The following is a 20822-nucleotide window of genomic DNA, read 5'->3' as shown; positions in this document are numbered from 1 at the left end:
GATGCGTGATCTGATCCTTCAACTCAGCAAAAGTTCGATTTATTCAACAAAGTCCTGGCGCCCTCCCGTTATCTCGTCCTCACTCTGCTGCTTACCCTGATGGCCCAGAATCCAGGTGGTGACAAAGAAGGTAATAACGCACACCACGGCCGCGATGATGGCAGCAAGAATAAAGGCCGTCCAGACCTGGTCGGCGCACCACTGGATATATTTGTCCTGCAGTATTTGCTGCGCGTTGTACTTCAGCTCATGGCCGTAATAACGGATGGTATAGACAGGCTGGGATTTAAAAATATCGCGCATGGGGGCCAGCGTCTGACACCAGTAATAAACCATGCCGTTCACGAACGTCTGCCAGGTCAGTTTAACCGACAGCGTAATCGCGACAATGATGCCGAAGAGAATGACGAGACAGTACACGATGATATTGGCAATTTGACTGAACATACGGATACGCATGCTCGCGATCTGACCGCCCTGGGTCATATCCTTAGCATTAAAACTCATATTAGCCTCATAGAGGTTGGTCTATATGTATAGCGACCATGATTTCAGAAAGCAATTGATTTAATGTCATCCGTTACAAAACACTAGGATGACATCATTTAACTAAAGGCGGGGAGATTATTAATAATGAATGTTATTTTTTAAGTAAATCACACGCTCCTGCATATCCATGTGAGCATGATTTTTTCAAATAGATATCTGCCATTCCAGAATCTGGAAATACACCATCACCTCTCATATAAGCCCCTGCCAAATTAAACTCAGCCTGTCCGTTATTTTTAATGGATGCTTTCTCCCACCAGATCACCGCCTCGTGCATATCCCTATTAACACACTCACCTGTAGAATACAGGTTTCCAATATTCAAATATGCCAACTCAAAATCTTTTTGAGCTGAGGAGTTAAGCAAATCCATTATTTTATCACAACGGGCATCTTTCAATAATCCATTTTTATAAAGCATTGCCAAGTCATTCTGAGCAGATGCATTCCCTGCATCTGCTGCCTTCCCCCACCAATAGCCTGCTTTTTTTATATTTTTATCAACACCTTGCCCATAATAATAGAGCAGACCTAGGTTATTTTGGGCATCTGAATCACCCTGAATCGCCGACTTATTAGTCCAATAAAAAGCTTTTTTATAATCACCAGATACGACCAAATACATTGCACCTAGCTTATATTGAGCTAATGCGTTTCCAGAATTCGCATCTTTTTTTAAGTTAGTGTAGTAGTCGTCGCTAGCCCTTACACTCAAGGTACACGACAGGAAAACAAAAACTCCCAACATCCCATAGAACACTCGCATTGTTTATCTCCATAAAACTAAATATTATATCCATACACAACCATGAAACTGACTATGAAATCCTACAACTCAATCTAACGCTTCCAACCCATTGGATAATTACTTTCCGGATTATAATTAACATTATCAAAGTCCACGGATTCAAAGTCATTATTTATAGAGTGGGCGCCATCTACCTTGTTTTTTTCAAGCCACTCTTTGATGCTTATACACCCGCTAACCTTATATAAATCCATCAATGTACCCACAATGAATACAAAAAAAGTAACAAGAGGAGGAGCCAGTGAACATATAGGCATTATCACATACCAAACTACCCTGTTGTATGTGTAGGGTTCAACACTGCCTTTATTCTTAGATATTTTATAAAACAAATAGATGAACAATCCTTGCCATAAGAGCACAGTTGCACCAATGAATACCACCTCCGTAACTAACCATCCAGCCAGATAACAAGCAATAGACTGAAACAACACTACCATGAATATCTGAAGCAGATTTCTCATCGCACCCTCTCTGGCATCCTGTTACTGCTTATGTTTATCTTGATATTTTTTTGCCTTCTTCATCAGTTCTTCAGGACTGTCAGCCCCCGGCACTCGTTCTTGAGACTCCTTTTCCTTATTATACGTATTCATTTGCGAAGATTGCTCTGAATTATGATGTTTTTGCAGATCAGAATACTGTTGATTTATGCTGCCTTCTTCATCGCGTATTCCTCCTTTAGTATCGGCTATATTCTCTCTCGATGTTGTGAACATATTATCAACTTGGTCTTTTACATTATTCTGAATTCCGCTGTCCTGTGTACGTTGTTCGATAGTAGCCTGATGAGACTGGTGATCGGCACTAACATCGCTATTTCCACCGCCACCAGAAATGGCCCCCATACCATGGCCAACATTTCCTTTAGCTGCTGAATATGATGCATCAACGCTCGGTTGTACCTGCTCCTGAACAAATCCCCAAGCCAGTTCCCGACGTTTTCCTGCGATTTCTGCTGAGCTGGTATTAGTAAGCAATGTATCTGCATCTTGAGGTGCATGTTTACGGACATACTGGGCAAACTGCTGATTTAGATCCTCGCTCATTTGACCACTCATACTTTCTGTACGAGACGCCATTTCAGCATATTCATGGCTACGAGCCTGACTTGTGGTGTACTGATCATAGCTCTGTTTTGCTGAGTTCAACGATGCCGAAAGTTGATCTGCTCGGGAAGCCGCATTATTGTCCGTATGGCTCCCAGATTCACTGACTTTACGGCTAGTAAAGTAATCACTCGCCTCCTTAAAGTCCTGGGTTGCTTTAGCATCCATATCATGTCGAGCATCATGGCTAGCTCGAGAGCTATTTGTTGCTTGGTGCATATCGTCATCGGAAAAATCAACTCCCGCCTTAACTCCTGCCTGAAACCCTACCCCTCCTCCGGTACCCAGCACATTCAGCCCCATACTTCCTTTAGCATGTGCATCACCATACAATCCGAGTGACGCTCTGGTGCTCCTTGACGCTAACTCTTGAGTGGCCTGTTCATTACTAATATTATGCCCTTTCGCATAGCTTTCTACTGCGCTGCGCATCCTGCTGGCCATCATAGAATCCTGAGCACTCATAGTGCTGTCTGCGCCACTGGTCATTGAATTACTGCTACCACGGTTTGAGCCAAACTGACTAAGCGTATTCCATGCGCTACTCAAACTACTGTTATATCCATGCAATGCACTCTCTGACTGGGTTTGTGCCTCGCGGGCCATTGCCTGCTGTGCGGTTGCAATCTGACGAGTCATGTTGATACTCATAGGAATACGTGACGTAGCACCGCTGGAATCTGTCACTACACTACCATCACGCATTTGCGTCGAACTGGCTCCGTTAGCCAACTGTTGGCTCATTTGTCCAAATACTGTTGAGCTATTGGTATTCCAGTTAAAACCACTCACATTTTCTGTCTGCATGTTAGCGTAAGAGTAGTTACCATCAACAGCACCAGAGGCAGCAGTGGCTGCAGGGCTGATAGCGGAAGAGGCCAGATGGCTGTAGAGATTTGAGAACCCCGCCCCCAGTCCCTTCAGCATTCCCCATGCCAGTGGCGGGATAAGCATCGACAGATAGCCTGCCGTGGTAGCGAGGTCTGAGTATTTTATCTGCACCTGTGACAACTCCGAGAGAACCACTGGTGAACCGTTGGCCTTCGCATAGAAGGTCATGCAGCTGTTGAGGATGGCGTAAAGCAGTGGCCAGCTCTGCACCCACATGATAGCCAGCACGTACCCCTTCAGCACATTAAGGGTGACGGCGTTAAACATCCCGCCCAGCACCATCAGGGGGAATATTCCGATGGTCAGACCGACAATCAACGTCTGAGACATAGGTAGTGAGCGTAATGCCACCTGACCGACCGTCGCATGCGCCAGCCGCTGCTTCTCCATCGATGACGTAGTGGCGATATTCAGCAGGCTTGAGGTGTCACCGTTGCGGGCTGCATAGCTCATGATGCCATTTCGCAAAGCGTTCATCGTCACATTCTGACGGACAATCGACGCGGCGCTCTGACCAGCACCATAGAAATAGTTATAGCTGTCCCCGATCATCTGGCTGAACAAAATGTCAGGATTCGGACGTCCGCCAAAAAGCTGACGCACGTAGTAACTCCATGTTTTTCCTCCGGTCTGAGTATCCAGGGCAAGCTTTGGCTTAATTACCGCAGCGGCTTCTTCACAGGTTAAAAACTGATTATTGTTGTTGAATACCCCCCTCAGCGGACTCGGCTTTGAGAAAATCAGCGTATACGGGTCTGCACTGTTCATTAGATCTTCCATGGTATATTTTCCGTTCAGGAAAATATCGCCCATCACGCAGTTCTGCACATAGTCCGTGAATATCGTAGTTATCTCTGGGTTCTGTGATAAAAAGTCCGTACTGCGTGAAACCAGATTCGCCCCAAATATCATGCCGGTTTTGCTGTAGGTGATGCTGTCGGGCTGTGAAAAGACCATTTCATACCCCTGAACAAGGGCATATCCGATTTTGGTGGTCAGCGATGCAGGCAGTGCCAGCCCGACGGGCACGTTATCGACTTTATAGACCTTTGTCTGATTACTGATATCGATTATTTGTACGGAGGTGCGAACACTGACCAGCAGCGACATCAGCACAATGACGCCTGCCCAGCCCAGCATATCCATGATGTTGTGCCGTCGTATCCACGAAATGGCTACAACCAGCACAGAGAAAGCCGTCGCAATACGCCGAATAACAACCCAGTTCTCCGTCGACATGAACGTGACGATGGCATTCAGCGTCTGCGTCAGCCAGTCGCCGCCCGCGATGACATAGATTTCCTGCATCAGCGCGCCCCCCCGAAGTGATAGTTGTTCTGGTAGCGCTGCAGCATGCGTGCCGAGACCTGCTGGCGCATGTAGCTCATCTGGCGGTCAACAACCAAAAGCGCATCCTGCTGTACCTGCACCTGTGCCTGGAAGGAGGCTATCTGCCGCGTGGCTTCGTTGAGGTTATTATTGATGCTGTCGATAACCGCCTGGTCATAGTTTCCCGTTGCCACCATTGCACGGGCCTGCTGGACCAGCTCCTGGATGTACTGGAGAAGAATGTCGTAGCCGATGTAATCGGTTAGCTGATAAACGAGGCTGTTAGAAACCCCCAGCATCTGTGGATCAACCAGGTACTTGAAGACCGGGATGGTAGTACTTGTGATAAATCCCTTCTCTTTCTCGGTTAACTTTAGATCGGCAACGGCTTTATTCTGAATGCTGGAAAGGATGTCTTTTATCTGATTTTTCAGTGCATTTTTCTGGCTGATCGTGACATTAGCATCGGCAACCACCTTCAGACATTTATCGCTGTCATTACAGTGATACACCCGTGCAGTCCCCCCCTCCATCATGGCCCGAATAAGGTCGCGATCGGTCGTTCTTGCCGGAAGCGGGGTTATATTACCCTTCTCATCAAAGACCATTGTTCCGGTCAGGGTCATGATGAACTCCTTAAGCTCTTTATTCCCGTCAAACATGCGGTTCTTTCCGAGCGCATTCCAGATGACATTGATATTCTTCGTTATGCGCTCTTTATCCTTATCACTGGCCTTATCACGGACCTTATCCATGCTTCCCCCCACCGTGCAGCCCTGGCGGGATGCCGCCCAGTCGGCAAACATGTTGCTCTCACCGGCAATGTCCTGGCAGACCTTCTGCTGGGAGACCTGAGTGCGCGGAAACAGACCGCCGACAATCCCCTGCGCCGCCTGGCAGGAGCTGAGGTTCATGCTGTTAATGTCGCTGGCCATCTTCTGCAGGAAGTCTTTAGCGGTCTTGATTTCCGGTACCGTGGTCTGCAGCGCCAGATCGAAGAAGTATCCGGCCGCATTGGACATAATCTGCTTGGCGAAACGCTGCAACTGATCGCTGTTAATAAAGCTGAAGGAGCCCAGATAGGCATCGATGCCGCCGCAGCCGGCGTTGATGTCGGGCAGCGTCATGGAGATAAGCTGGACGGTTTTCACCTGCGTGCGCGCGTAGAGTGAGCCGCCCGTGGCGTAGCCCGCGGCCTGGCCCTGCCAGACCTGTGGCTGGCTGGTGTTGGACGCAAAGCCCAGCTTATTAAAGAAGGTGTTCATGTCACTGTTCACGTCGGCACTCACGCTCGCTGAACACGCAAGAAGGAGGCCACACAGTATGGAGAGAGGTTTACGGACGAACATCGGCACCCTCCCGACTCGCCTGCAGGGCGAGTTTTCCCATTTTTCGTTTTAGTATGAACATTTGCCCTTTCGTATAAAGCGAGTTCAGGATTGCATAAACGCCACCTGCAACGGCAAGCCCGCCGCTCAGCGCGATAAATATCAGTGGAATGGCGTACATCAACACGTTCCACAAATCTTTCAGCTGCAGGTGACCGTCCCTGAGCCAGTCGCCGACGCAGGCATTGAAAACGTATGTCATAAAGACGCGCGACAGCACGCCGGCAATGAGCAAAATGCCCGCCCACTCAGCATAAACGCCGAACCGTGCGTCCTCTTTCCGTGCCCTGAGCGCGATTAACTCTGGCGTCGTAGCTCTCTGAAGCATTCCGGAGGTCATCATGTCGTGTTCCTCTGCATTGTTCTGATCAGCCATTGTTACCCACTCCACGCATCTGAAGGACCGTATCCATGCGGGCCATAAAGCCCTGTTCGTCGGTCGCGCCCTGCAGCAGGGGCAGGGCTTCAAGGGTGTTTACGTTGACGAGAAAGGTGGTTGGCGTGGCCACGGGCAGGTTAGGGAAAAAGGTTTTCATCACCTCCGGCGGCGCGGGCAACGCATCGGGAAAGGACGCATCCCCCTGACCGTCGATGGTGTAGGCCATCACCCCAAACCCCACCCGTGCCGACAGCGACTTCAGGACCGGATCAAACTGGTGGCAGTACGGGCAGTGTCCCTGCATAAACAGCACGACCTTCCAGTCGGCCAGATTGATCTGGCGGCCGTTGCTGAGGCGGTACCAGACCGGCGGCTTCGCCGGAAGTGGCTTAACTTCAGGGTCTTCCGGGGATGTTGGCAGAGATCCCGACGTTCGCGCCCCCTGTGGATGCCATAACGATTTGATCTCGTCCATTGTGGAAGCCTGTGTGGCCAGGCAGAGGGACATGAGCACCACGGTAAACACGGTATGTCTAAGGTTCATGTCGGCATCCTCCGGCATCACGGGCCTTTTCGGCCTCACGGGCGGCATCAATCCAGCGGTTGATGATGCGGTAGCCCCCCCAGAGCGCCATCGATACGCCGATTATCTGCGCCAGAAGAATGGCCATCTCCGGCTCGCGCCGGACCAGGCGGGAAACAATGTGAAACCATATCCCGAGGCTCAGCACCCATAATCCGGGCACGTCGAACTCAGGCAGGCGAAAACGGAATTTGCGCATGCGAACTCTTCCTGTATTAAAAGTTGGGGGCAAAATCTGTGGAAACGTTGAGGAACTGCTTCGCCAGGTCATCCTGGCTGATAAAGCCATACGAGACGGGTTTGACCGCCCCGCTTTTAGGGTCGGCCAGCATCAGCGCCGGGAAGTAACGAATACCCAGCCGGCTGGCCTGTCCACCGTCCATTCGGGTATCCGGCAGGAGTGGATTCACGATACCGTCCACGGAAACCGGAATGACGCTGAGGTGATACGTTTCGCGGAAGTTTTTAATGACCTGAACCAGCTGGCCGTCGATCGGGTCCTGTCCGCGGTAGAAGAACATCACGCCATAGTGCTGAGCCAGCGTTTCAATGGCGCGGCGCTGGTCGGCAAAGTCCGCCGCCAGCTGGTTGCGCACGGTACCGTTGTAGTGGCTGTGCTGCAGGTTGTAGTCCAGTTCGGGGTGCTCGAGCATGGCTTTTTTGGCGCTCATCGAGAACAGCCCGGCCTGCTGCGTCCAGTAGTTCTGCAGGCGGAAGTAGCGGGTAAAGTTCTCCACGCCCGGATACAGAATGGCCTCGTACATGGCGCGCTTCGTGGCCTGCTGAAGCGTGGCAAGCTTCTCCATGATGTCCGGCGAGGCCTGCTGAGGCTGTGTTGAAGAGGATTTGTCGTCCTCCGGCGTTCTGCGCGTTTCGTTGTACCACTGCCAGCCGGCATCTTTTCCTGTGGCGGTAAAAACGCTGCCAAGAAGCAGCAGCGCTAACGCTGTCTTTCTCTTTTTCACTGGAACCTTCCTTATCCCGAAGCAGGTCGGTTATCGTTTGAAAAGCGGGTTTAACAGCCACGCCAGCAGAACTCCCGCCACGAAAAGCACAACCATCAGCGCCATAAAAAACACATCGATGCGGGTTGTTTCATCAACGATATTCCCGCGCCAGTAAAGCACCGGTGAGGCGACAATCAGGCTGATGATAAGGCGTCCAGTAAATCCTTTAATTTTCATGATGGAGAGTCCTGAGTGAGTGATGAGTGGCTTACTGTTTGTTCTTCAGTTGCGCGGCGATTTCCTCGCGGACGCGCTTCGTCAGGGTGTCGTTATCCGGGATTTTCTTGTTCTTTTGCAGATCGTCGAAAAAGTTTGAGAAGTCGAGTTTGTCGAACTTGATTTGTTGCAACTCAGTCTGGGTGATGCCGCGACAGTCCGGGCTGCTGGCCTTGCCAAAGCCGATGTGAAGCTGACCGTTACGTCCCTGCTGCTGCACAATCTGGGCAAGCTTTGAGTCAAACTGACAGTAGCTGCGCTTCTTCTCGAGACAGACGCCGAGCACTTTTTTTGAACAGAACTCACCGATACTGACCGTGAGCTTATTCTCTTTGGCCTTGCCCAGCGCTTTCTCCTCGCTGCTGCACCTGGCAAGCCCGACGTCCTGGCCCCAGCCGCCGTCCTTACAGCAGTTGCTGAAGCCTGCCGCAAACTTCTTGCAGAACTTCGCGCTGCCGGTAAAGGCGCGTACGTTAACGCTGTTAATGGCTGCCACGTCCTTGCCCGCAGCGGCCAGCGCGGCGAGTGCCGAAACGACAGGTGCAAAATCGTTGTTTTTACCGTTCTGCGCCCGCTCACAGTCACCATCGAGACAGAAGGTGTCGCCGCCACATATCATCACCTGGCCGGAAGTACGTGTTTCACAGGAGTACGTCGCGTATTCATGCAGGCAGCCGCTGCCGTCTTCTGCCGTGAAGGCGCAGGTGCGTGAGGCAAGCGTACAGGCCGGATTGTTCATGTAGGTTTTGCAGGTGCCATTGTCAGCAGCCTGGGTCATATACGTGTCTTTGTACTTCCAGCAAGCCTGCGTGACCGGGTATGACACGCCGTCAACCACCACCGTTTTTGTGCTCCCCGGCTCAATACATTCCGTCTTTTTGAGCGTACCTTCGCTCTTGCTGAACGGGCAGGATTCGTTCCAGACCACGTCTGGTACCCATTTTTTGGCGGGAATTTCAATCTGGAGCGTAACGGTGAAGCTGTAGCGCATATTGCTGTGCTTCCAGATTGAATCTGTAGTGGGATTGTTTCTCCTGGTACGAATGGAAAACACCATCCCTGCGCCTTTCTTCAGCTGCATGCCGCTACTCAGCGCCAGGCTACCGGTATCGTTATCCATGGAAATCAACCCGAAAGGCGTGGTTACTCGCATAAACCAGTTAGGATTACTGAACGCCAGACGTTTATTCCAGGAATAGGTAGCTGTTGCAGCAACAACCTTCCCTGTCACCGGCGCAGTCCATGTTCCTGTGTATCCCGCTTCGGAGGAAGCAAACGAAATATTCTGAGACTGGATAACAATCTGTTTTGTTTCAGATGTATCTTCATAGTGGCCGGTAATGCTGGCCGTGCGCGTACAGGCCTGCTCAACCAGCAGGTCGCGCTCACAGGTATAGTTGGTGAACTCACTGCGGCTGATATTCTGCGCTTCGCACTGCGTCTGCCCCGTTTTGCCGATGATGGTATCAGCGCGGGACTGGACATCCTGGCTGGCCTTAATAAACGGCGCGTCGGGCGAAATGGGCTCCTTCGGGTTGTTAACAAACGAGTCGGTGACGGCTTTTGTAGCCTCATTAGTAGTCCAGCCCGTGGTACCGTCCGCTTTCAGCGCACCATCACCGGTCGCCGTCACACCGCCATAGTACTTTTTCTCACCGGGTGAGGCGGTATAGTTGGGGATAGACGCTGAGGGGTTAAAGTTTTTCAGGCTGCTCTCACCCTGCCCCTGTACCTGACGGGCAAAATCAGCCCCCGCCCTGTACTGCGCGTCAGCATCGGCAAATGCATTCACGCTTGCCATCGTAGTGGCAATGGCCAGCACCGGCATCAGTATTGCTCTTTTCATCGGGCATCTCCTTTATTAAGCAGCTGTTGCGCCTCATCCCTGCACTCGCCCTTCTCCACCACCTTTTCCAGCGCCTGCTTCAGATGAAGATTGCCGCGAATCACGTCGTGGCCCGCCTCGCAGTACACCACCAGGGACGGCACGCTGGTGATCCCGTACTCACGAAAGCGGGTCGGGTCGATGGCGACGCCGCTGGCTGAGCCGTCCTGAACAAGCGCCATCACGGCGGTTGCCGTCGTTTTCATGTCGTTGTTGACCATACCCCGCAGGGTGGCGGGAATATCGTAGCGGCGGGCCTCGGTCAGCATGCGCTTAAGCCCCGCCTGCGGGATGGCAAAGGAGACGAAATACAGGGCACCGTGCGTGGGTTTATCTTGCTGGTCCTCGCGCTGGCGCTGTTTCAGCTCCCCGATAAAGCGGGCGTCGTCTGCTGAAAGAGGGTTCTGGCGCACCTGCTGCTCCAGCATCTGGCGCAGCGGCGCGTTGTCCTGCCCCCTCATCTGCTGGCTGAAAGACTCCTGCTGACGAATAAACTCGCGGTTCGCCTCATCAGCGCCTGACGCCAGCGCAGTGCAACAGTACGCTGACAGCAGCAGCGCTGCCGTCAGACCGGACAGAGTTTTCATGGAAGTTTCCTTTTTCTCAGAGGAAGACGCAGTTGCGCTTGCGCCATAGCAGATAGCCGTAGTTTTTCTTCGTGTTCGGCGGGTTACGCCCCGTTTCCCAGCGCATGACGGTGCGGCCGAAGGGATGGCACTGCGCCGCATCCGGGAACATGTTCACCATCTGATAGCGCCAGCGCTCTTTCGGGATAATGGGAGACGGGTATTCGAAGCAGACCGCGCGGTCCGCCCCCACGCTCTCCAGTATCTGGCCCTGTCGGTGAAGCTTGAACGCCATGCGCTCACTGACCAGAACGGAAGACTGCAGGGGGCTGGACTCATTGCTCACCCAGCCGTTAAAGGGATACATCGAGCCCTGCGAGCCAGCGCACCAGAACAGCGGGTCGAGAGGCTTATTTACCGCACTGGCTATCGCGTCGGCCGCACATGCGCCCTGCGCGATGGGGTTGGCAAAAATGACCGCCTCCGGATTCAGAATGGAGGTCAGGGCGCTGTCCCCCCATGTTGGGTCGATTTCAGACAGGTATCCGATATCCAGGTCCCCGCCCTGCAGGCACCCGAGAGAGGTGATGATATTGAGCCAGTACGTCAGCGGATATTTGTACCAGTGCACATGGTAGAACGCGCCATTGACCTGTTTGTCATCTTTTTTGGCGGTGCCCATCCCCATTTTCCCGAGATTAACGGTAAATCCGCCGAGGTTCACCATGCAGCCTGGAGAACGCGCCACATCGGTCATGGCCATCGGCTCCCAGTACCCTATTGCCAGGCCGACGCGCTGAAATACCGGGGGTGGCATGGGACAAAACTGTATCGGGCTACCGGGATTGGACGTGTCCGGTAAATCCCCGCCCGTGACTTTTGTGCTGCCGAGCGACAGGGGAAACATGCAGCGCCAGCAGATATCGGTGATCGGATTGACGAAGCGCCCTTCGCAGGCGGCGTCCGCCGCCGCCATGTGGCTGTTACCCCACAGAAGCAGTCCGAACAGAGATACGGTCAGCATTTTCACCGGACACCTCCTGCGTCATGCTGCGCCATATCGGGCGGAATGATTTCCACCTGCAGGCGCTTTCCGCTGGGTGCCGCCGTTACCCGTGCCGGTACCTGGCTTATGCCGAACCGGGTGGTCAGCACCCCGTTCTGGTCGAAGAAAATGCGGCTGTCGAGCTTCTCCGACGTCTGCGGAATATTGCCCTGCACCAGAATGATGCGGGTGATCAGGGTGTCAGGCTTCTGTCGCTGTACCCACGCGAGCTGATCCGCATCGTCGCCGTTGATAAACAGCAGCGTTTCGTTAAACGGCACCACATCAAGCGGATTAAAGACCTGCCCCGCCTGAGCAAACACGTTGCCCCTGTCGTCGGCAAGCGCCTTGTCCACCCGCACGCTCGGGTCAAACCAGCGCCGCTCGTAGCGCACCGCGCGGGTTATTCCCTCAACGGCAGGCGGGCGCTGGCTGTTGCGCACCACGCGCGCCTTAAACTCCGCCATCTTTTTGTCCATCTCGCCGGACTGCGCCAGCGTCTGCAGCCGGCTTTCGATAACGGTCAGCATATCCGGCTCCGCCACCGGCCAGAGATCGCCCCACGTCCCGAGGTCAGCGGCCGTCACGCTGCCGGTCAGCAGCGTCAGGCCCAGGGCAAGGGCGCGCATCACCCCCCCTCCTTCATCCGGCGGGCCACGTCAGTCTGGATTTCACGCGTGATATCCGGCGCCCCCTGCACCACGGCAGGTGCGACAAGGATGAGGGCACGATGGCGGACCTGCCAGTCCCTGAGGCTGGCCTCCAGTGACGCGTTAAAGCGGTCTGAAAGTGCTTTTGTCTGCGCCTCGTCCAGTGAACGGCGACCGGCGCTGTCAAAGAAGGCATCCACCGTGGATTTCATGTTGAAGGCCACAACCACAGGACGGTTAAGCTGGCAGACCAGCCAGCTGATGCCTGCGCCCGCAGCCAGCGTGCCGGCAATCAGCGCGGCGTTAATGAGTACGTGTTTTTTCATGAGATGGTCTTCCCTTCATGCTCGTGAAGCCAGCGCTCCAGCGCGGCCATTTCCGGCCCGGATTTTTTCCACGCCAGCTCCCAGACGGCTTCGTGAATACTCAGCCCTTCCCGGCGTCGCTGCTGCAGAAACTCAAAGTCCGGACCGTCCGAGGAGTACATTGCCCGGCTGAGCGGATCGACGAACAGGCGGTGCCAGGACGTCAGGTGCTCAACCGACAGCATAAAGCTGCTGAACCAGTTGTCCTTCGCGCTGCCAAAACCTTTAATCATGTCGCGCTGCAGCTGCGAATACTGGTCCGGGTACAGCTGGTTGTACTTGGCGAACTCTTTGGCGGACTGCTTGAGGATAATTTTGTAGGACGAGTTACCCCATGCCGCGCGGGCGGCGCTGGAGGCCGTTTCCGAGTCAAAATCGACGATGTTCTGCGTAATGGTGATGTACGAACCTGTATGGCGGCGGGCGGTACGGTAGCCCTTCTCGATAAACGCCCCGACCTTGTTGTTCTTGAAGTCCAGCAGGCGCCAGCCTTCGTCTATCACGTTGAGCTTCTTCAGGCTGCGCGGCGTGCGGTACATGCGGTTCTCAATGTAGAGAATGAGCGAGAACATCACCGCCACCAGGAGGGACGGCCTGTCCTCCAGTCCGCCGAGCTCAAGCACCACCATCCGGGCTTCGTCCTTCAGGGACGGTTCGTCGGAGTTGAAGTAGCTGCCGTACACCCCGTCGCGGGTGTACTGGGTCAGCAGTACCACCATCTCATCGAGGCGGCTGCGGATGGTTGGCGATCCGCTGTACTCCTCGCTGTCGCGGGCCATCATCAGGTAGTCCACCACGTCGTCAATGCGCGCCTGGTTTTTCTTCGTAAGCCAGGTGGCCTTCACCGCCTTGAGCAGCAGACCTTCGTGCACCTCGTCCAGGTTGCCGTTGGGGCTGGCCATCACGGACAGCTGGTCCCGCAGGCGTTCGGCCATCTCATCGATGGTATCGTCGGTGACGTTAGCGAACGGATTAAACTTCAGCGTCTCGCCGTCGAGGTAGACCCCGCCCATGTTCTCGCACAGGGACTTGTAGCCGTCGCCCATGTCGAACACCACGGCGAAGCCGCCGGAGTCGATAACGCTGCGTATCAGGGGCTGGATAAGCCCGGTTTTCCCCGCGCCGGAGGTGCCACACACCGCCATATTGAAGTTGGTGTTACCCATGCCGCGGCTGAACAGGTCGATAAACGCCAGCTGGTTGCGGTAGGTCGGTGCCAGCAGGCCGGAAGTGGCCAGCGGGCTGTCCGCCACCACCGGCATCAGATTGGCGACATTAAAGCTTTCGGCGCGCTGCAGCACGCCGGACTCGCGCAGCTGCTTAAAGAGGCCGCCGCCCGCCATAAACGGCAGATTCACGAGAAAATTGCGCATATGGTTAAAGCGCGGGGAAATCAGCTCGAAGCCATTTTTACGGAAGCTGTTCAGTACGTCCTGCTCGACCTTCAGCGCAGTTTCCTGGTCATCGCGGCAGAAGAGGGTCACGTTCAGAAAATAGCTCACCAGCGAGGACTGCCCGGACGACAGGCGCTGGCGCAGATCGCCCCACTCTTTTGCCTCCTGCGCCACGCCCGGGAAGAACTTGGCGTAGCTGGTCTTGGACTTCTTCTCAAGATCCATGAACTTCAGGTTGGCCTCGTTCTGCGCCTTTACCTGGTCTTCCACGCTAAGGACCAGCGTCAGGATAAACGGGCACGAAACGGACAGTTCCGGGTTGAGAAGGTTGCTGTAGTTGTCGGCCATATTCCAGAGGAAGGCCAGCTCCGGATTTTTGGTCAGCTGGAAGTTCATGATGCGCGCGGTGCTGTTGCGACCGTTACCGCGCAGCCCCAGCGTCATGTAGTCGGCCTTCACCTTCAGGTCAAAGGTATCGTCCACGCACTGGTAGTTCAGATCCTTGAGCGGGTCCAGTTCCCGTTCGGTGGGATACAGCGCATCCGGGTTGTGGTTAATCATTTCGCCCGCAATGCGGATAAAGGCATCCGCATCCACGCTGCGGGTGGCTATCTGCGCCCCCTGCAGCGAGGCGCGGATGATTTTGACCTGGTTTTCCATCTCCATCACGCTGGCCTTACTTCCGCGCTTACGGGGGACGCAGCAGGAGATGTACACCCGGTAGTTACGCAGGGTCAGCGGCAGGTTGAGGTGATCGGGCAGCGGGAACCCTTCTTCTGCGGCCCTGAGATAGTAGGCGCGGGTGATGGCGTTGAACGTATCAGCCTTTTCCCCCGTCCATGAGAGCTCGCGCAGGCCATACTCGATATCCTGACCCACCAGATGGCTGGACACCAGGTGAACGGCCACCGGCACCTCGCGGGGCAGCTTGGTGCGCATCAGGTTTTCCAGCGACGAAACGATAGTTTCGTTGGCGCCGTTGATGGGCTGCGCCTCGAGCATAAAGCCCATCGTCTTTTCGTTCATGAAGAGGCCGGTTTCCGCATCGTAGTCGCGGTACGGCAGCACGCGGCTAAACTGCGGGAAGCGCATCTGCCCGAGGACATCGTTCGCCTCAGAGGACGCATCGGGCATCTTCAGGGCCGTCAGCAGCGAGTTGACCGTGCGGGTGACGGAGTCCAGCGGATTACTCATGATCCCCCTCCTTTTTATTGTCGGCCGTTTTGACCGCTTCCGTCGCAGGGGCCGGGCGGCTGGCGGGGATACCGTAGCGAAAACGCACTGAGCGCATCTGACCGTACAGGCAGAAATACGGACGGCATCCCATAAGCAGCGCCGCCCCTGAAAACACAATGGCCATCACAATCCACAGCAACTTAAACGCACTCAGCGCCCCGTCAACATGACCGGCATATCCTTTAGCATCGGTGACGACGCTGCCCCGGTCATGGCAGACGGCAGAGGGAGCGTCATGCAGCGTGAGGCCGGAGGACTTGTTCTGCGGAGCAGGCGGTATAAAGGGTTGTAAAGGTTCATCACGGCAGACCGCAATACGAAACTCGCCACTGCTGACGTTATGCGTGACGGCCATAATTTCCTGCGCCATCGCCTCTCCGGGCGTGGTGTTATCCATCCACAAAAGCATGGCAACCAGCAGCATCAGCGTGGCGGCAGGCCAGATAATCAGATAGTGAAAAGCCCAGGCAAGCCATCTAAGGCAATACAGCAGGACGGACAGAAGCTTAAGCATCATTCCCTTTACCTCCGGGATTCAGCGGAAACCAGACGCTGCAGTTGTGTCTGATAGCCTCCGCCAGCCTCTCCCCGTCCTCTCCGCTGTACAGCGCTTTAATCCGGCTGACGTCAGACTTCGCCAGGAAAACCCTCATCTGCTGTTTTGTTACGCTCATACCTGAGCCTGCTTTACCCAGGAACAGACAGTGCCCACGCTGCCGTTGCATTATGTGTTGAGAAATCCCAGCCTTCCCGTCAAGGGCGGGAGCGCTCTGCTGAGACGCTGAAAGCCAGAAGTCGCGCTCTGCGGCATTAACACAGATGACACGCATCCCCATCGCCTCGCAGCAGGCCGCTATATCGTTAAGGTGGCGGGTCTTACCCGGACCGCTGTTACTGTTGGTTGTCATGATGTTCGTCTCCTGGTTTTTTGCCATCGTTCTGAATGTCTTTGCGCAATTCACGCCAGTCGCGGAGTTGTCGTTCTGATAAAAAGGTCCGCATAACCTCAACGCTGATGGCTGTCTTACCGCTACCGGTTTTCCCCACGACCATCACATTGGTTTTTCTTCTTCCCATCGGTCACCTCAGATACTGTTTTTCTCGTATTTCCAGAACCCGCTGGCATTCCGTATAGGTACGTACGCCCGGGATGGCCTGCTGCCGCCTGAGGAGGATGCGATTGCCACAGCATTCGCACCGGTTGCGGCTTTTGCCCTGCAGGCAGGATCGCTGCCTCGCGGCCTGTATATGAAGCTGGTTCAGCAATTCGTCCTGCTCCTGCAGGAGATCGAGTTCGTCTGCCATCAACGCTCCCTGCTCACACTGTCCGGACACGCTACCGCCCATCCCTTTTTACGTTTCAGGGCACGCGTGATAACGACAGATTGTTAAAATGGGTGCCACACGCGGTGGCGGTTCAGGTTTCAGTTAACGCGTGGGGTTCCCCACGCTGAGGGTTTCACAACAAAAAACACCCGCGTCGGCTGGTGATAAACGTCCTGCGTATCGATATAGGGCGCGATCCACAGCCCGGCAGTCTTTTCACCGACGCGAAGCGGCCTCGGGTCCACGATGGACTCGCGCCCTGGCGGCGGCGCAATAACCGGCGTGACCATGGAGAGCGGCGACCGTGAGGCTGAGTGCGGCTGCGGGCGGGGGAGAGTTGGCGCGCCCGTCAGCGGTGTATTTCTGGATGCGACGGCATGCACCGGTTCAGCCGCCAGCGTGAGGGGCTGCACGGACCGGGTCCGGAAATTACCCTCAGCCAGGCGTGGCAGCGATGTCGCACCCGGCTTTACCGTGCTGGCCTCCTCCAGTCGTTTGGCTTTCTCATTGGCCTGCTCGATGGTCATGCAGGTGTCGGATGTCGTCGCGTTACACTCAAAATCGCTCGTTGTACCGGCACATCCCGACAGCGTCAGGAGACTGGCCAGCGTGAGCGCAACAGGCACTGTCTTGTTCATTTGCGGTTCCTTTATGTGGGGTTACTGTGAGTCGGCCTTCGGCATAAACTGGCTCTGGTTAAGCCTGCCCAGCTGGTTGAGCATCTGGTCGGTACTGAACCCGTTCATGCCGCCCTGCGGGACTGACAGCGGCGGAACCGGACTGCGTTCATCGCTCTCCGCTTTGCGTCTGTCATTATCGAGCGCCAGCTCTTCAATGGTTTTCAGCTGAAAACCGTCCTGAAAGACAACAGTCACTTCGTTACCCGCCCCAATCGGGATGACGGGGTGGTACTGCTCTGCGCGTTTGATGTAGTAGTCGCTGAGGGTCTGGGCGGCTCTGGAGGCACCTCCGCCAATCCCCATCTTCATCACGTCACCCGCGCCGAGGGATGCCGTGGCGCCGAGTCCGACCGATGGCTGTGACGCGCTCTGCACACCCGAACCAATGCCGTCAACAAAACCCGCGCCCCAGGCCCAGCCGAGGATTTTGCCGTTTCGCATCACCACTTCGCCCTTGATGCCGTTTTTACCCCGGAAGCTCACGTGTCCGGCAATGGGCTGGTCGATGGTGACGCCGTGCTTCAGGCAGCTGATGTTGCGGGTGCGTACGATGGCGCGCTCGCTGGACACGTCGCCCCAGGCCTCAAGACCGATAAAGCAGCCGGTGAGGTCGTAGCTTTTGCTGTTGGGCATTTCCACCCTGCCGGTAATGCGCAGCTGCATCGGCACCGTGGACTCGTTACCGGTTACGGAGGCGTTGGCGTCAGCCCCCTCAATCAGCATCGATTTGGCGAAGCTGCCCGACGGGATGTACGGCAGGGACGGACCTTTGCTCTCGTCGCTGCGGGCAAAAGACTGACGGCGCAGCTGGTTGGGTACGGGGATGGGCTGGTACTGTATCTGCGCCGGCGGCGTTACGCCGTTACCAGGATAGAACGCGGTCGGCGGCGGGACGGCCCCCGTCTGCGGCGGGAAACCGGTCGGCTGCGGCTCACCTTCAGGCCCCGGCGCAGGCACTGGCGGCTGCGGGGCCGGCTCACCCGATGCGGTGACGGGTTTCGCCCCCAGCGCGCTGACCTGAGCGGAAAGCGCCGCATTATCCTGACTGAGTTTGTCAATCTGGTGCTGATAGCCTGCCTGCCCCTTGCTGAGCAGCTCAAGCTCGCGGCGCATTTCGGCATACTGCTTCTGCATCTCGGAGGCCGTAGCCTGCATCTCGGTCGTGGCATGCTGCTGCACCTTCTGGTCAAAGGTGCTGTCCACCACGCCGGTCATATCGGGCGCAGGCTCGCCGGCGGCTGCCGCATCGCTGCTGCCCTCGTAGCGTGCATCCGCCAGATACCAGCCGCCTCCGCCCACCACGCCCACGGTCGCCAGCACGATACCCAGCCAGATAAACTGCTTGCGCTTCACCACTGAATTAATGCTGGCCATCAGCCGCACCTCCGCTGCTGATAATGAAGACCTGCAGGGCGCCGCCCGCCATCAGCTGACGCGAGGCTTCACCAAACAGCACACCGCGAATGCCGCTCTGCCAGAAGTCGCTTTCCGCGATGTTGCGGGCCATCCCGGTATTGTTGGTGACGCGATAGCGCACCACCTTAAGGTGATTACCCACCCAGACGCGCTCGGGGACTGCTGATAGTCCGGCGGGCGCGTTGAGGGCTTCATGCGTGACGGGAATGGCCTGCCAGCCGGACGGAAGCTGCCCGCCCAGCAGATGCTGGCTCAGGGAAACCAGCGTGGCCTCGTAAGGGGAGGACTCTTCCCAGGTGCGCGCCGCTTCACCCGTGCCGGACAGCTCGCTGACCAGCCGGATGGTTCGCCCAGCGCCCGCTCGCGGCACGGCCTGTACCGAGAAGTTGAGGCCGCGTTCGGTTTCCAGAATGAACGTGAAGGGCTTTTTGTTGAGGGTGCTGACAATCACACCGCCGCTTGCCGTCTGCTCCTGCCGCGTCAGCTCACCGTCGAGGCTGGTCAGGGCCGTCACGCGGTCACCTGCGACCGTAAAAAGGTTCGGGTCGGTGTTGCTGACCGCGATACTGGCCTGTCCGCCGTTCGTCAGCGGAACAATCGTGGCAGAAAGCGCAGCGGGTGCGGCGACCGTCTGACCGGACGCGAGCATCAGCAACGCCAGCAGCGCACGGCGACTATTTTTGTTCATCGGTGATTTCTCCGAAGTGACTGAGCCAGCTGATGCCGTCCTCGCGCTCGAACTTGAGAACGTACTGTTTCAGCTCGGGATACGGTTTCGAGTCGCCTATCCAGGTCTTCAACTGGCCGCGTACGTCCACGCGGCTGCTTGCCGGGTAAACCTTCACGCTGGTCATATAGAAAGACGAGTTAACGTTGTTGTCCTTAATGCGCTTCGCATCCTCAGCAAGCCGGATTTTCAGCTCGTTCTGCGCTGCGGGTTTGACATAGGCCAGCAGCTGCTCATGAGAGGCATCAACGGTCTCCGGGGTGACATTCAGGCGAAGGGCGATAAGCGACAGGGCCATCTGCTGCAGGTAGGAGGCATCTGCCTGGTTCTGCGACACGGCAAACGGCGCGTTGAAAAGCATTGGCGTGACGATAGACTTCTGCTCATTCTGAAGGCGGTAGTTGTTGACGGCCTGAATAACATTGGTGGTGATGCTTCCCAGAATAACCACCCCCATGGCAATAAAGCCGATGGCAATAACCCGTTGTGTACTTAATCGTGCTCCGTGTTCCATCTGATTATTCCTGTCTATTTAATCCACTGGCGGTAACATGAGTCGGGTACATCATGAAAAATCCCCCTCAGCAGTGAGGTCGGCATATACCAGTAGACCAGGTCTCGCAGCCATGAACTGCCCCGCCCTTTCTTGAGCTTTTTAATTCCGAGATAGGCCAGTACGGCAGCGATAATTCCGGGAATATAATGCTGGGTCCAGAATCCCCACCCCAGGCAGATAATGGCCGGAATAAGTTCATCCACAGGAAGGCCAAACCAGCGGCTCTGATTCGTCAGGGTTTCGGGAAAGCGATATTTTTTGAGAGATTCATCTGCCATATATGTTCCGTCTCCGGTACAGCTGGCAGTATGGAAATACCTGCCAGCCGGATTACAGGCAAAGCCCTCCCGTGAATGCTCGTGAAGGGCATTCAGAATTAAACCAGAATTTAATAGTCGGAAGTGGCTCTGAACGGCTGTCGCTGGATATCAGTATCCTGCGACAGACATACCTACCGTGACGAATACGGACAGGATCGCAAAGCCCGCCAGGAACTTGAGGTTCTTGGTCGTCATATACATCACGGCCCCTACCAGGACTTCGGCAAGAATAACCCACTTAACCACGCTGGAATCTTTACCAAATGTACCTTTAACGGTTGCATCGCCGCTGGACATCAGATCTTTACCCGCAGCCGAGGCCAGAACCGTTTCAGGGAAAAACGGGCTTTGTTGAATAAATCAGATTTCGGGTAAGTCTCCCCCGTAGCGGGTTGTG

24 protein-coding genes and 2 pseudogenes are annotated in these 20822 nt (G+C 55.4%); all 26 read right to left on the bottom strand.

Going from position 1 to position 20822, the window contains the following annotated elements; all coding sequences use genetic code 11:
* Positions 1–54 precede the first annotated feature (54 nt).
* Positions 55–507 (bottom strand): annotated as a pseudogene (locus HX884_RS19870) (TraD N-terminal domain-containing protein); the annotation flags it as partial.
* 133 nt (positions 508–640) lie between these two features.
* Entirely contained in the window at positions 641–1315 is a 675-nt protein-coding gene (locus tag HX884_RS19865; protein ID WP_178328682.1) for a tetratricopeptide repeat protein, read from the bottom strand.
* Positions 1316–1389: 74 nt separating this feature from the next.
* Positions 1390–1821, bottom strand: coding sequence for an entry exclusion protein (locus HX884_RS19860; RefSeq protein WP_008324118.1), 432 nt, complete (start codon positions 1819–1821; stop codon positions 1390–1392).
* Between the two features lie 21 nt (positions 1822–1842).
* A complete protein-coding gene (gene traG, locus HX884_RS19855) occupies positions 1843–4665 on the bottom strand; it encodes a conjugal transfer mating-pair stabilization protein TraG (protein ID WP_032432555.1) in 2823 nt (940 codons plus the stop codon).
* Entirely contained in the window at positions 4665–6035 is a 1371-nt protein-coding gene (gene traH, locus HX884_RS19850; protein WP_016247527.1) for a conjugal transfer pilus assembly protein TraH, read from the bottom strand. Before traH ends, traG begins: the two co-directional genes overlap by 1 nt.
* Positions 6022–6450 carry a hypothetical protein gene (locus tag HX884_RS19845; protein WP_008324122.1) on the bottom strand — a complete coding sequence of 143 codons (429 nt, stop codon included), beginning with the start codon at positions 6448–6450 and terminating at the stop codon, positions 6022–6024. Before HX884_RS19845 ends, traH begins: the two co-directional genes overlap by 14 nt.
* Complete coding sequence (gene trbB / locus HX884_RS19840) at positions 6443–6997, bottom strand: type-F conjugative transfer system pilin assembly thiol-disulfide isomerase TrbB (protein WP_016247528.1); 555 nt, start codon at positions 6995–6997, stop codon at positions 6443–6445. The genes HX884_RS19845 and trbB overlap by 8 nt, the downstream gene beginning before the upstream one ends.
* On the bottom strand, positions 6987–7235 hold the full coding sequence (gene traQ / locus HX884_RS19835; RefSeq protein WP_008324126.1) for a type-F conjugative transfer system pilin chaperone TraQ: 249 nt from the start codon (positions 7233–7235) through the stop codon (positions 6987–6989). Before traQ ends, trbB begins: the two co-directional genes overlap by 11 nt.
* 16 nt (positions 7236–7251) lie before the next feature.
* On the bottom strand, positions 7252–8001 hold the full coding sequence (gene traF / locus HX884_RS19830; RefSeq protein ID WP_008324127.1) for a type-F conjugative transfer system pilin assembly protein TraF: 750 nt from the start codon (positions 7999–8001) through the stop codon (positions 7252–7254).
* A gap of 30 nt (positions 8002–8031) precedes the next feature.
* Positions 8032–8220, bottom strand: coding sequence for a conjugal transfer protein TrbE (trbE, locus tag HX884_RS19825; protein WP_008324128.1), 189 nt, complete (start codon positions 8218–8220; stop codon positions 8032–8034).
* A 31-nt stretch (positions 8221–8251) separates the two neighbouring features.
* On the bottom strand, positions 8252–10105 hold the full coding sequence (gene traN / locus HX884_RS19820; RefSeq protein WP_178328681.1) for a type-F conjugative transfer system mating-pair stabilization protein TraN: 1854 nt from the start codon (positions 10103–10105) through the stop codon (positions 8252–8254).
* The gene (gene trbC, locus HX884_RS19815) at positions 10102–10731 is read right to left on the bottom strand and encodes a type-F conjugative transfer system pilin assembly protein TrbC (protein WP_032637288.1); all 630 of its coding nucleotides are present in this window, start codon (positions 10729–10731) and stop codon (positions 10102–10104) included. Before trbC ends, traN begins: the two co-directional genes overlap by 4 nt.
* Before the next feature lie 16 nt (positions 10732–10747).
* Complete coding sequence (traU, locus tag HX884_RS19810; RefSeq protein WP_032637387.1) at positions 10748–11734, bottom strand: conjugal transfer pilus assembly protein TraU; 987 nt, start codon at positions 11732–11734, stop codon at positions 10748–10750.
* A gap of 2 nt (positions 11735–11736) precedes the next feature.
* Complete coding sequence (traW, locus tag HX884_RS19805; RefSeq protein WP_025759814.1) at positions 11737–12384, bottom strand: type-F conjugative transfer system protein TraW; 648 nt, start codon at positions 12382–12384, stop codon at positions 11737–11739.
* Positions 12384–12731, bottom strand: a complete 348-nt coding sequence (trbI, locus tag HX884_RS19800) for a type-F conjugative transfer system protein TrbI (RefSeq protein ID WP_008324133.1) — start codon at positions 12729–12731, stop codon at positions 12384–12386. The genes traW and trbI overlap by 1 nt, the downstream gene beginning before the upstream one ends.
* Entirely contained in the window at positions 12728–15358 is a 2631-nt protein-coding gene (gene traC, locus HX884_RS19795; protein WP_008324134.1) for a type IV secretion system protein TraC, read from the bottom strand. Before traC ends, trbI begins: the two co-directional genes overlap by 4 nt.
* Complete coding sequence (traP, locus tag HX884_RS19790; protein WP_008324135.1) at positions 15351–15917, bottom strand: conjugal transfer pilus-stabilizing protein TraP; 567 nt, start codon at positions 15915–15917, stop codon at positions 15351–15353. The genes traC and traP overlap by 8 nt, the downstream gene beginning before the upstream one ends.
* Positions 15907–16308 (bottom strand): hypothetical protein, encoded by a 402-nt coding sequence (locus tag HX884_RS19785; protein WP_008324137.1) that lies wholly within the window; start codon positions 16306–16308, stop codon positions 15907–15909. The genes traP and HX884_RS19785 overlap by 11 nt, the downstream gene beginning before the upstream one ends.
* On the bottom strand, positions 16292–16477 hold the full coding sequence (locus HX884_RS19780) for a hypothetical protein (RefSeq protein ID WP_008324139.1): 186 nt from the start codon (positions 16475–16477) through the stop codon (positions 16292–16294). The genes HX884_RS19785 and HX884_RS19780 overlap by 17 nt, the downstream gene beginning before the upstream one ends.
* A 3-nt stretch (positions 16478–16480) precedes the next feature.
* The gene (locus tag HX884_RS19775; RefSeq protein WP_178328680.1) at positions 16481–16705 is read right to left on the bottom strand and encodes a conjugal transfer protein TraR; all 225 of its coding nucleotides are present in this window, start codon (positions 16703–16705) and stop codon (positions 16481–16483) included.
* A gap of 119 nt (positions 16706–16824) precedes the next feature.
* Positions 16825–17364 (bottom strand): type IV conjugative transfer system lipoprotein TraV, encoded by a 540-nt coding sequence (gene traV, locus HX884_RS19770; protein WP_032637286.1) that lies wholly within the window; start codon positions 17362–17364, stop codon positions 16825–16827.
* Between the two features lie 21 nt (positions 17365–17385).
* Positions 17386–18780 carry an F-type conjugal transfer pilus assembly protein TraB gene (gene traB / locus HX884_RS19765; protein WP_032637284.1) on the bottom strand — a complete coding sequence of 465 codons (1395 nt, stop codon included), beginning with the start codon at positions 18778–18780 and terminating at the stop codon, positions 17386–17388.
* The gene (gene traK, locus HX884_RS19760; RefSeq protein ID WP_008324157.1) at positions 18767–19510 is read right to left on the bottom strand and encodes a type-F conjugative transfer system secretin TraK; all 744 of its coding nucleotides are present in this window, start codon (positions 19508–19510) and stop codon (positions 18767–18769) included. Before traK ends, traB begins: the two co-directional genes overlap by 14 nt.
* Positions 19497–20063, bottom strand: coding sequence for a type IV conjugative transfer system protein TraE (gene traE, locus HX884_RS19755; RefSeq protein ID WP_025759824.1), 567 nt, complete (start codon positions 20061–20063; stop codon positions 19497–19499). Before traE ends, traK begins: the two co-directional genes overlap by 14 nt.
* Positions 20064–20077: 14 nt before the next feature.
* The gene (gene traL / locus HX884_RS19750) at positions 20078–20383 is read right to left on the bottom strand and encodes a type IV conjugative transfer system protein TraL (RefSeq protein ID WP_045911931.1); all 306 of its coding nucleotides are present in this window, start codon (positions 20381–20383) and stop codon (positions 20078–20080) included.
* 150 nt (positions 20384–20533) lie between these two features.
* Positions 20534–20764 (bottom strand): annotated as a pseudogene (gene traA, locus HX884_RS19745) (type IV conjugative transfer system pilin TraA); the annotation flags it as partial.
* Between the last annotated feature and the right edge of the window lie 58 nt (positions 20765–20822).

The organism is Enterobacter sp. SECR19-1250, assembly GCF_013391025.1.
GTDB lineage: Bacteria > Pseudomonadota > Gammaproteobacteria > Enterobacterales > Enterobacteriaceae > Enterobacter > Enterobacter cloacae.
The sequence above is the reverse complement of the archived record's forward strand: the minus strand, read 5'-3'. Positions and strand labels throughout refer to the sequence as shown.

Bases quoted from the DNA above. Each gene is read 5' to 3' on its own strand.
- trbB (WP_016247528.1), bottom strand. From the start codon at position 6,997: ATGAACCTTAGACATACCGTGTTTACCGTGGTGCTCATGTCCCTCTGC.
- HX884_RS19785 (WP_008324137.1), bottom strand. From the start codon at position 16,308: ATGACAACCAACAGTAACAGCGGTCCGGGTAAGACCCGCCACCTTAAC.
- HX884_RS19775 (WP_178328680.1), bottom strand. From the start codon at position 16,705: ATGGCAGACGAACTCGATCTCCTGCAGGAGCAGGACGAATTGCTGAAC.
- trbC (WP_032637288.1), bottom strand. From the start codon at position 10,731: ATGAAAACTCTGTCCGGTCTGACGGCAGCGCTGCTGCTGTCAGCGTAC.
- traC (WP_008324134.1), bottom strand. From the start codon at position 15,358: ATGAGTAATCCGCTGGACTCCGTCACCCGCACGGTCAACTCGCTGCTG.
- traV (WP_032637286.1), bottom strand. From the start codon at position 17,364: ATGAACAAGACAGTGCCTGTTGCGCTCACGCTGGCCAGTCTCCTGACG.
- trbI (WP_008324133.1), bottom strand. From the start codon at position 12,731: ATGAAAAAACACGTACTCATTAACGCCGCGCTGATTGCCGGCACGCTG.
- traH (WP_016247527.1), bottom strand. From the start codon at position 6,035: ATGTTCGTCCGTAAACCTCTCTCCATACTGTGTGGCCTCCTTCTTGCG.
- HX884_RS19845 (WP_008324122.1), bottom strand. From the start codon at position 6,450: ATGGCTGATCAGAACAATGCAGAGGAACACGACATGATGACCTCCGGA.
- HX884_RS19860 (WP_008324118.1), bottom strand. From the start codon at position 1,821: ATGAGAAATCTGCTTCAGATATTCATGGTAGTGTTGTTTCAGTCTATT.
- traG (WP_032432555.1), bottom strand. From the start codon at position 4,665: ATGCAGGAAATCTATGTCATCGCGGGCGGCGACTGGCTGACGCAGACG.
- traK (WP_008324157.1), bottom strand. From the start codon at position 19,510: ATGAACAAAAATAGTCGCCGTGCGCTGCTGGCGTTGCTGATGCTCGCG.
- HX884_RS19780 (WP_008324139.1), bottom strand. From the start codon at position 16,477: ATGGGAAGAAGAAAAACCAATGTGATGGTCGTGGGGAAAACCGGTAGC.
- traN (WP_178328681.1), bottom strand. From the start codon at position 10,105: ATGAAAAGAGCAATACTGATGCCGGTGCTGGCCATTGCCACTACGATG.
- HX884_RS19865 (WP_178328682.1), bottom strand. From the start codon at position 1,315: ATGCGAGTGTTCTATGGGATGTTGGGAGTTTTTGTTTTCCTGTCGTGT.
- trbE (WP_008324128.1), bottom strand. From the start codon at position 8,220: ATGAAAATTAAAGGATTTACTGGACGCCTTATCATCAGCCTGATTGTC.
- traQ (WP_008324126.1), bottom strand. From the start codon at position 7,235: ATGCGCAAATTCCGTTTTCGCCTGCCTGAGTTCGACGTGCCCGGATTA.
- traP (WP_008324135.1), bottom strand. From the start codon at position 15,917: ATGATGCTTAAGCTTCTGTCCGTCCTGCTGTATTGCCTTAGATGGCTT.
- traU (WP_032637387.1), bottom strand. From the start codon at position 11,734: ATGCTGACCGTATCTCTGTTCGGACTGCTTCTGTGGGGTAACAGCCAC.
- traL (WP_045911931.1), bottom strand. From the start codon at position 20,383: ATGGCAGATGAATCTCTCAAAAAATATCGCTTTCCCGAAACCCTGACG.
- traW (WP_025759814.1), bottom strand. From the start codon at position 12,384: ATGCGCGCCCTTGCCCTGGGCCTGACGCTGCTGACCGGCAGCGTGACG.
- traB (WP_032637284.1), bottom strand. From the start codon at position 18,780: ATGGCCAGCATTAATTCAGTGGTGAAGCGCAAGCAGTTTATCTGGCTG.
- traE (WP_025759824.1), bottom strand. From the start codon at position 20,063: ATGGAACACGGAGCACGATTAAGTACACAACGGGTTATTGCCATCGGC.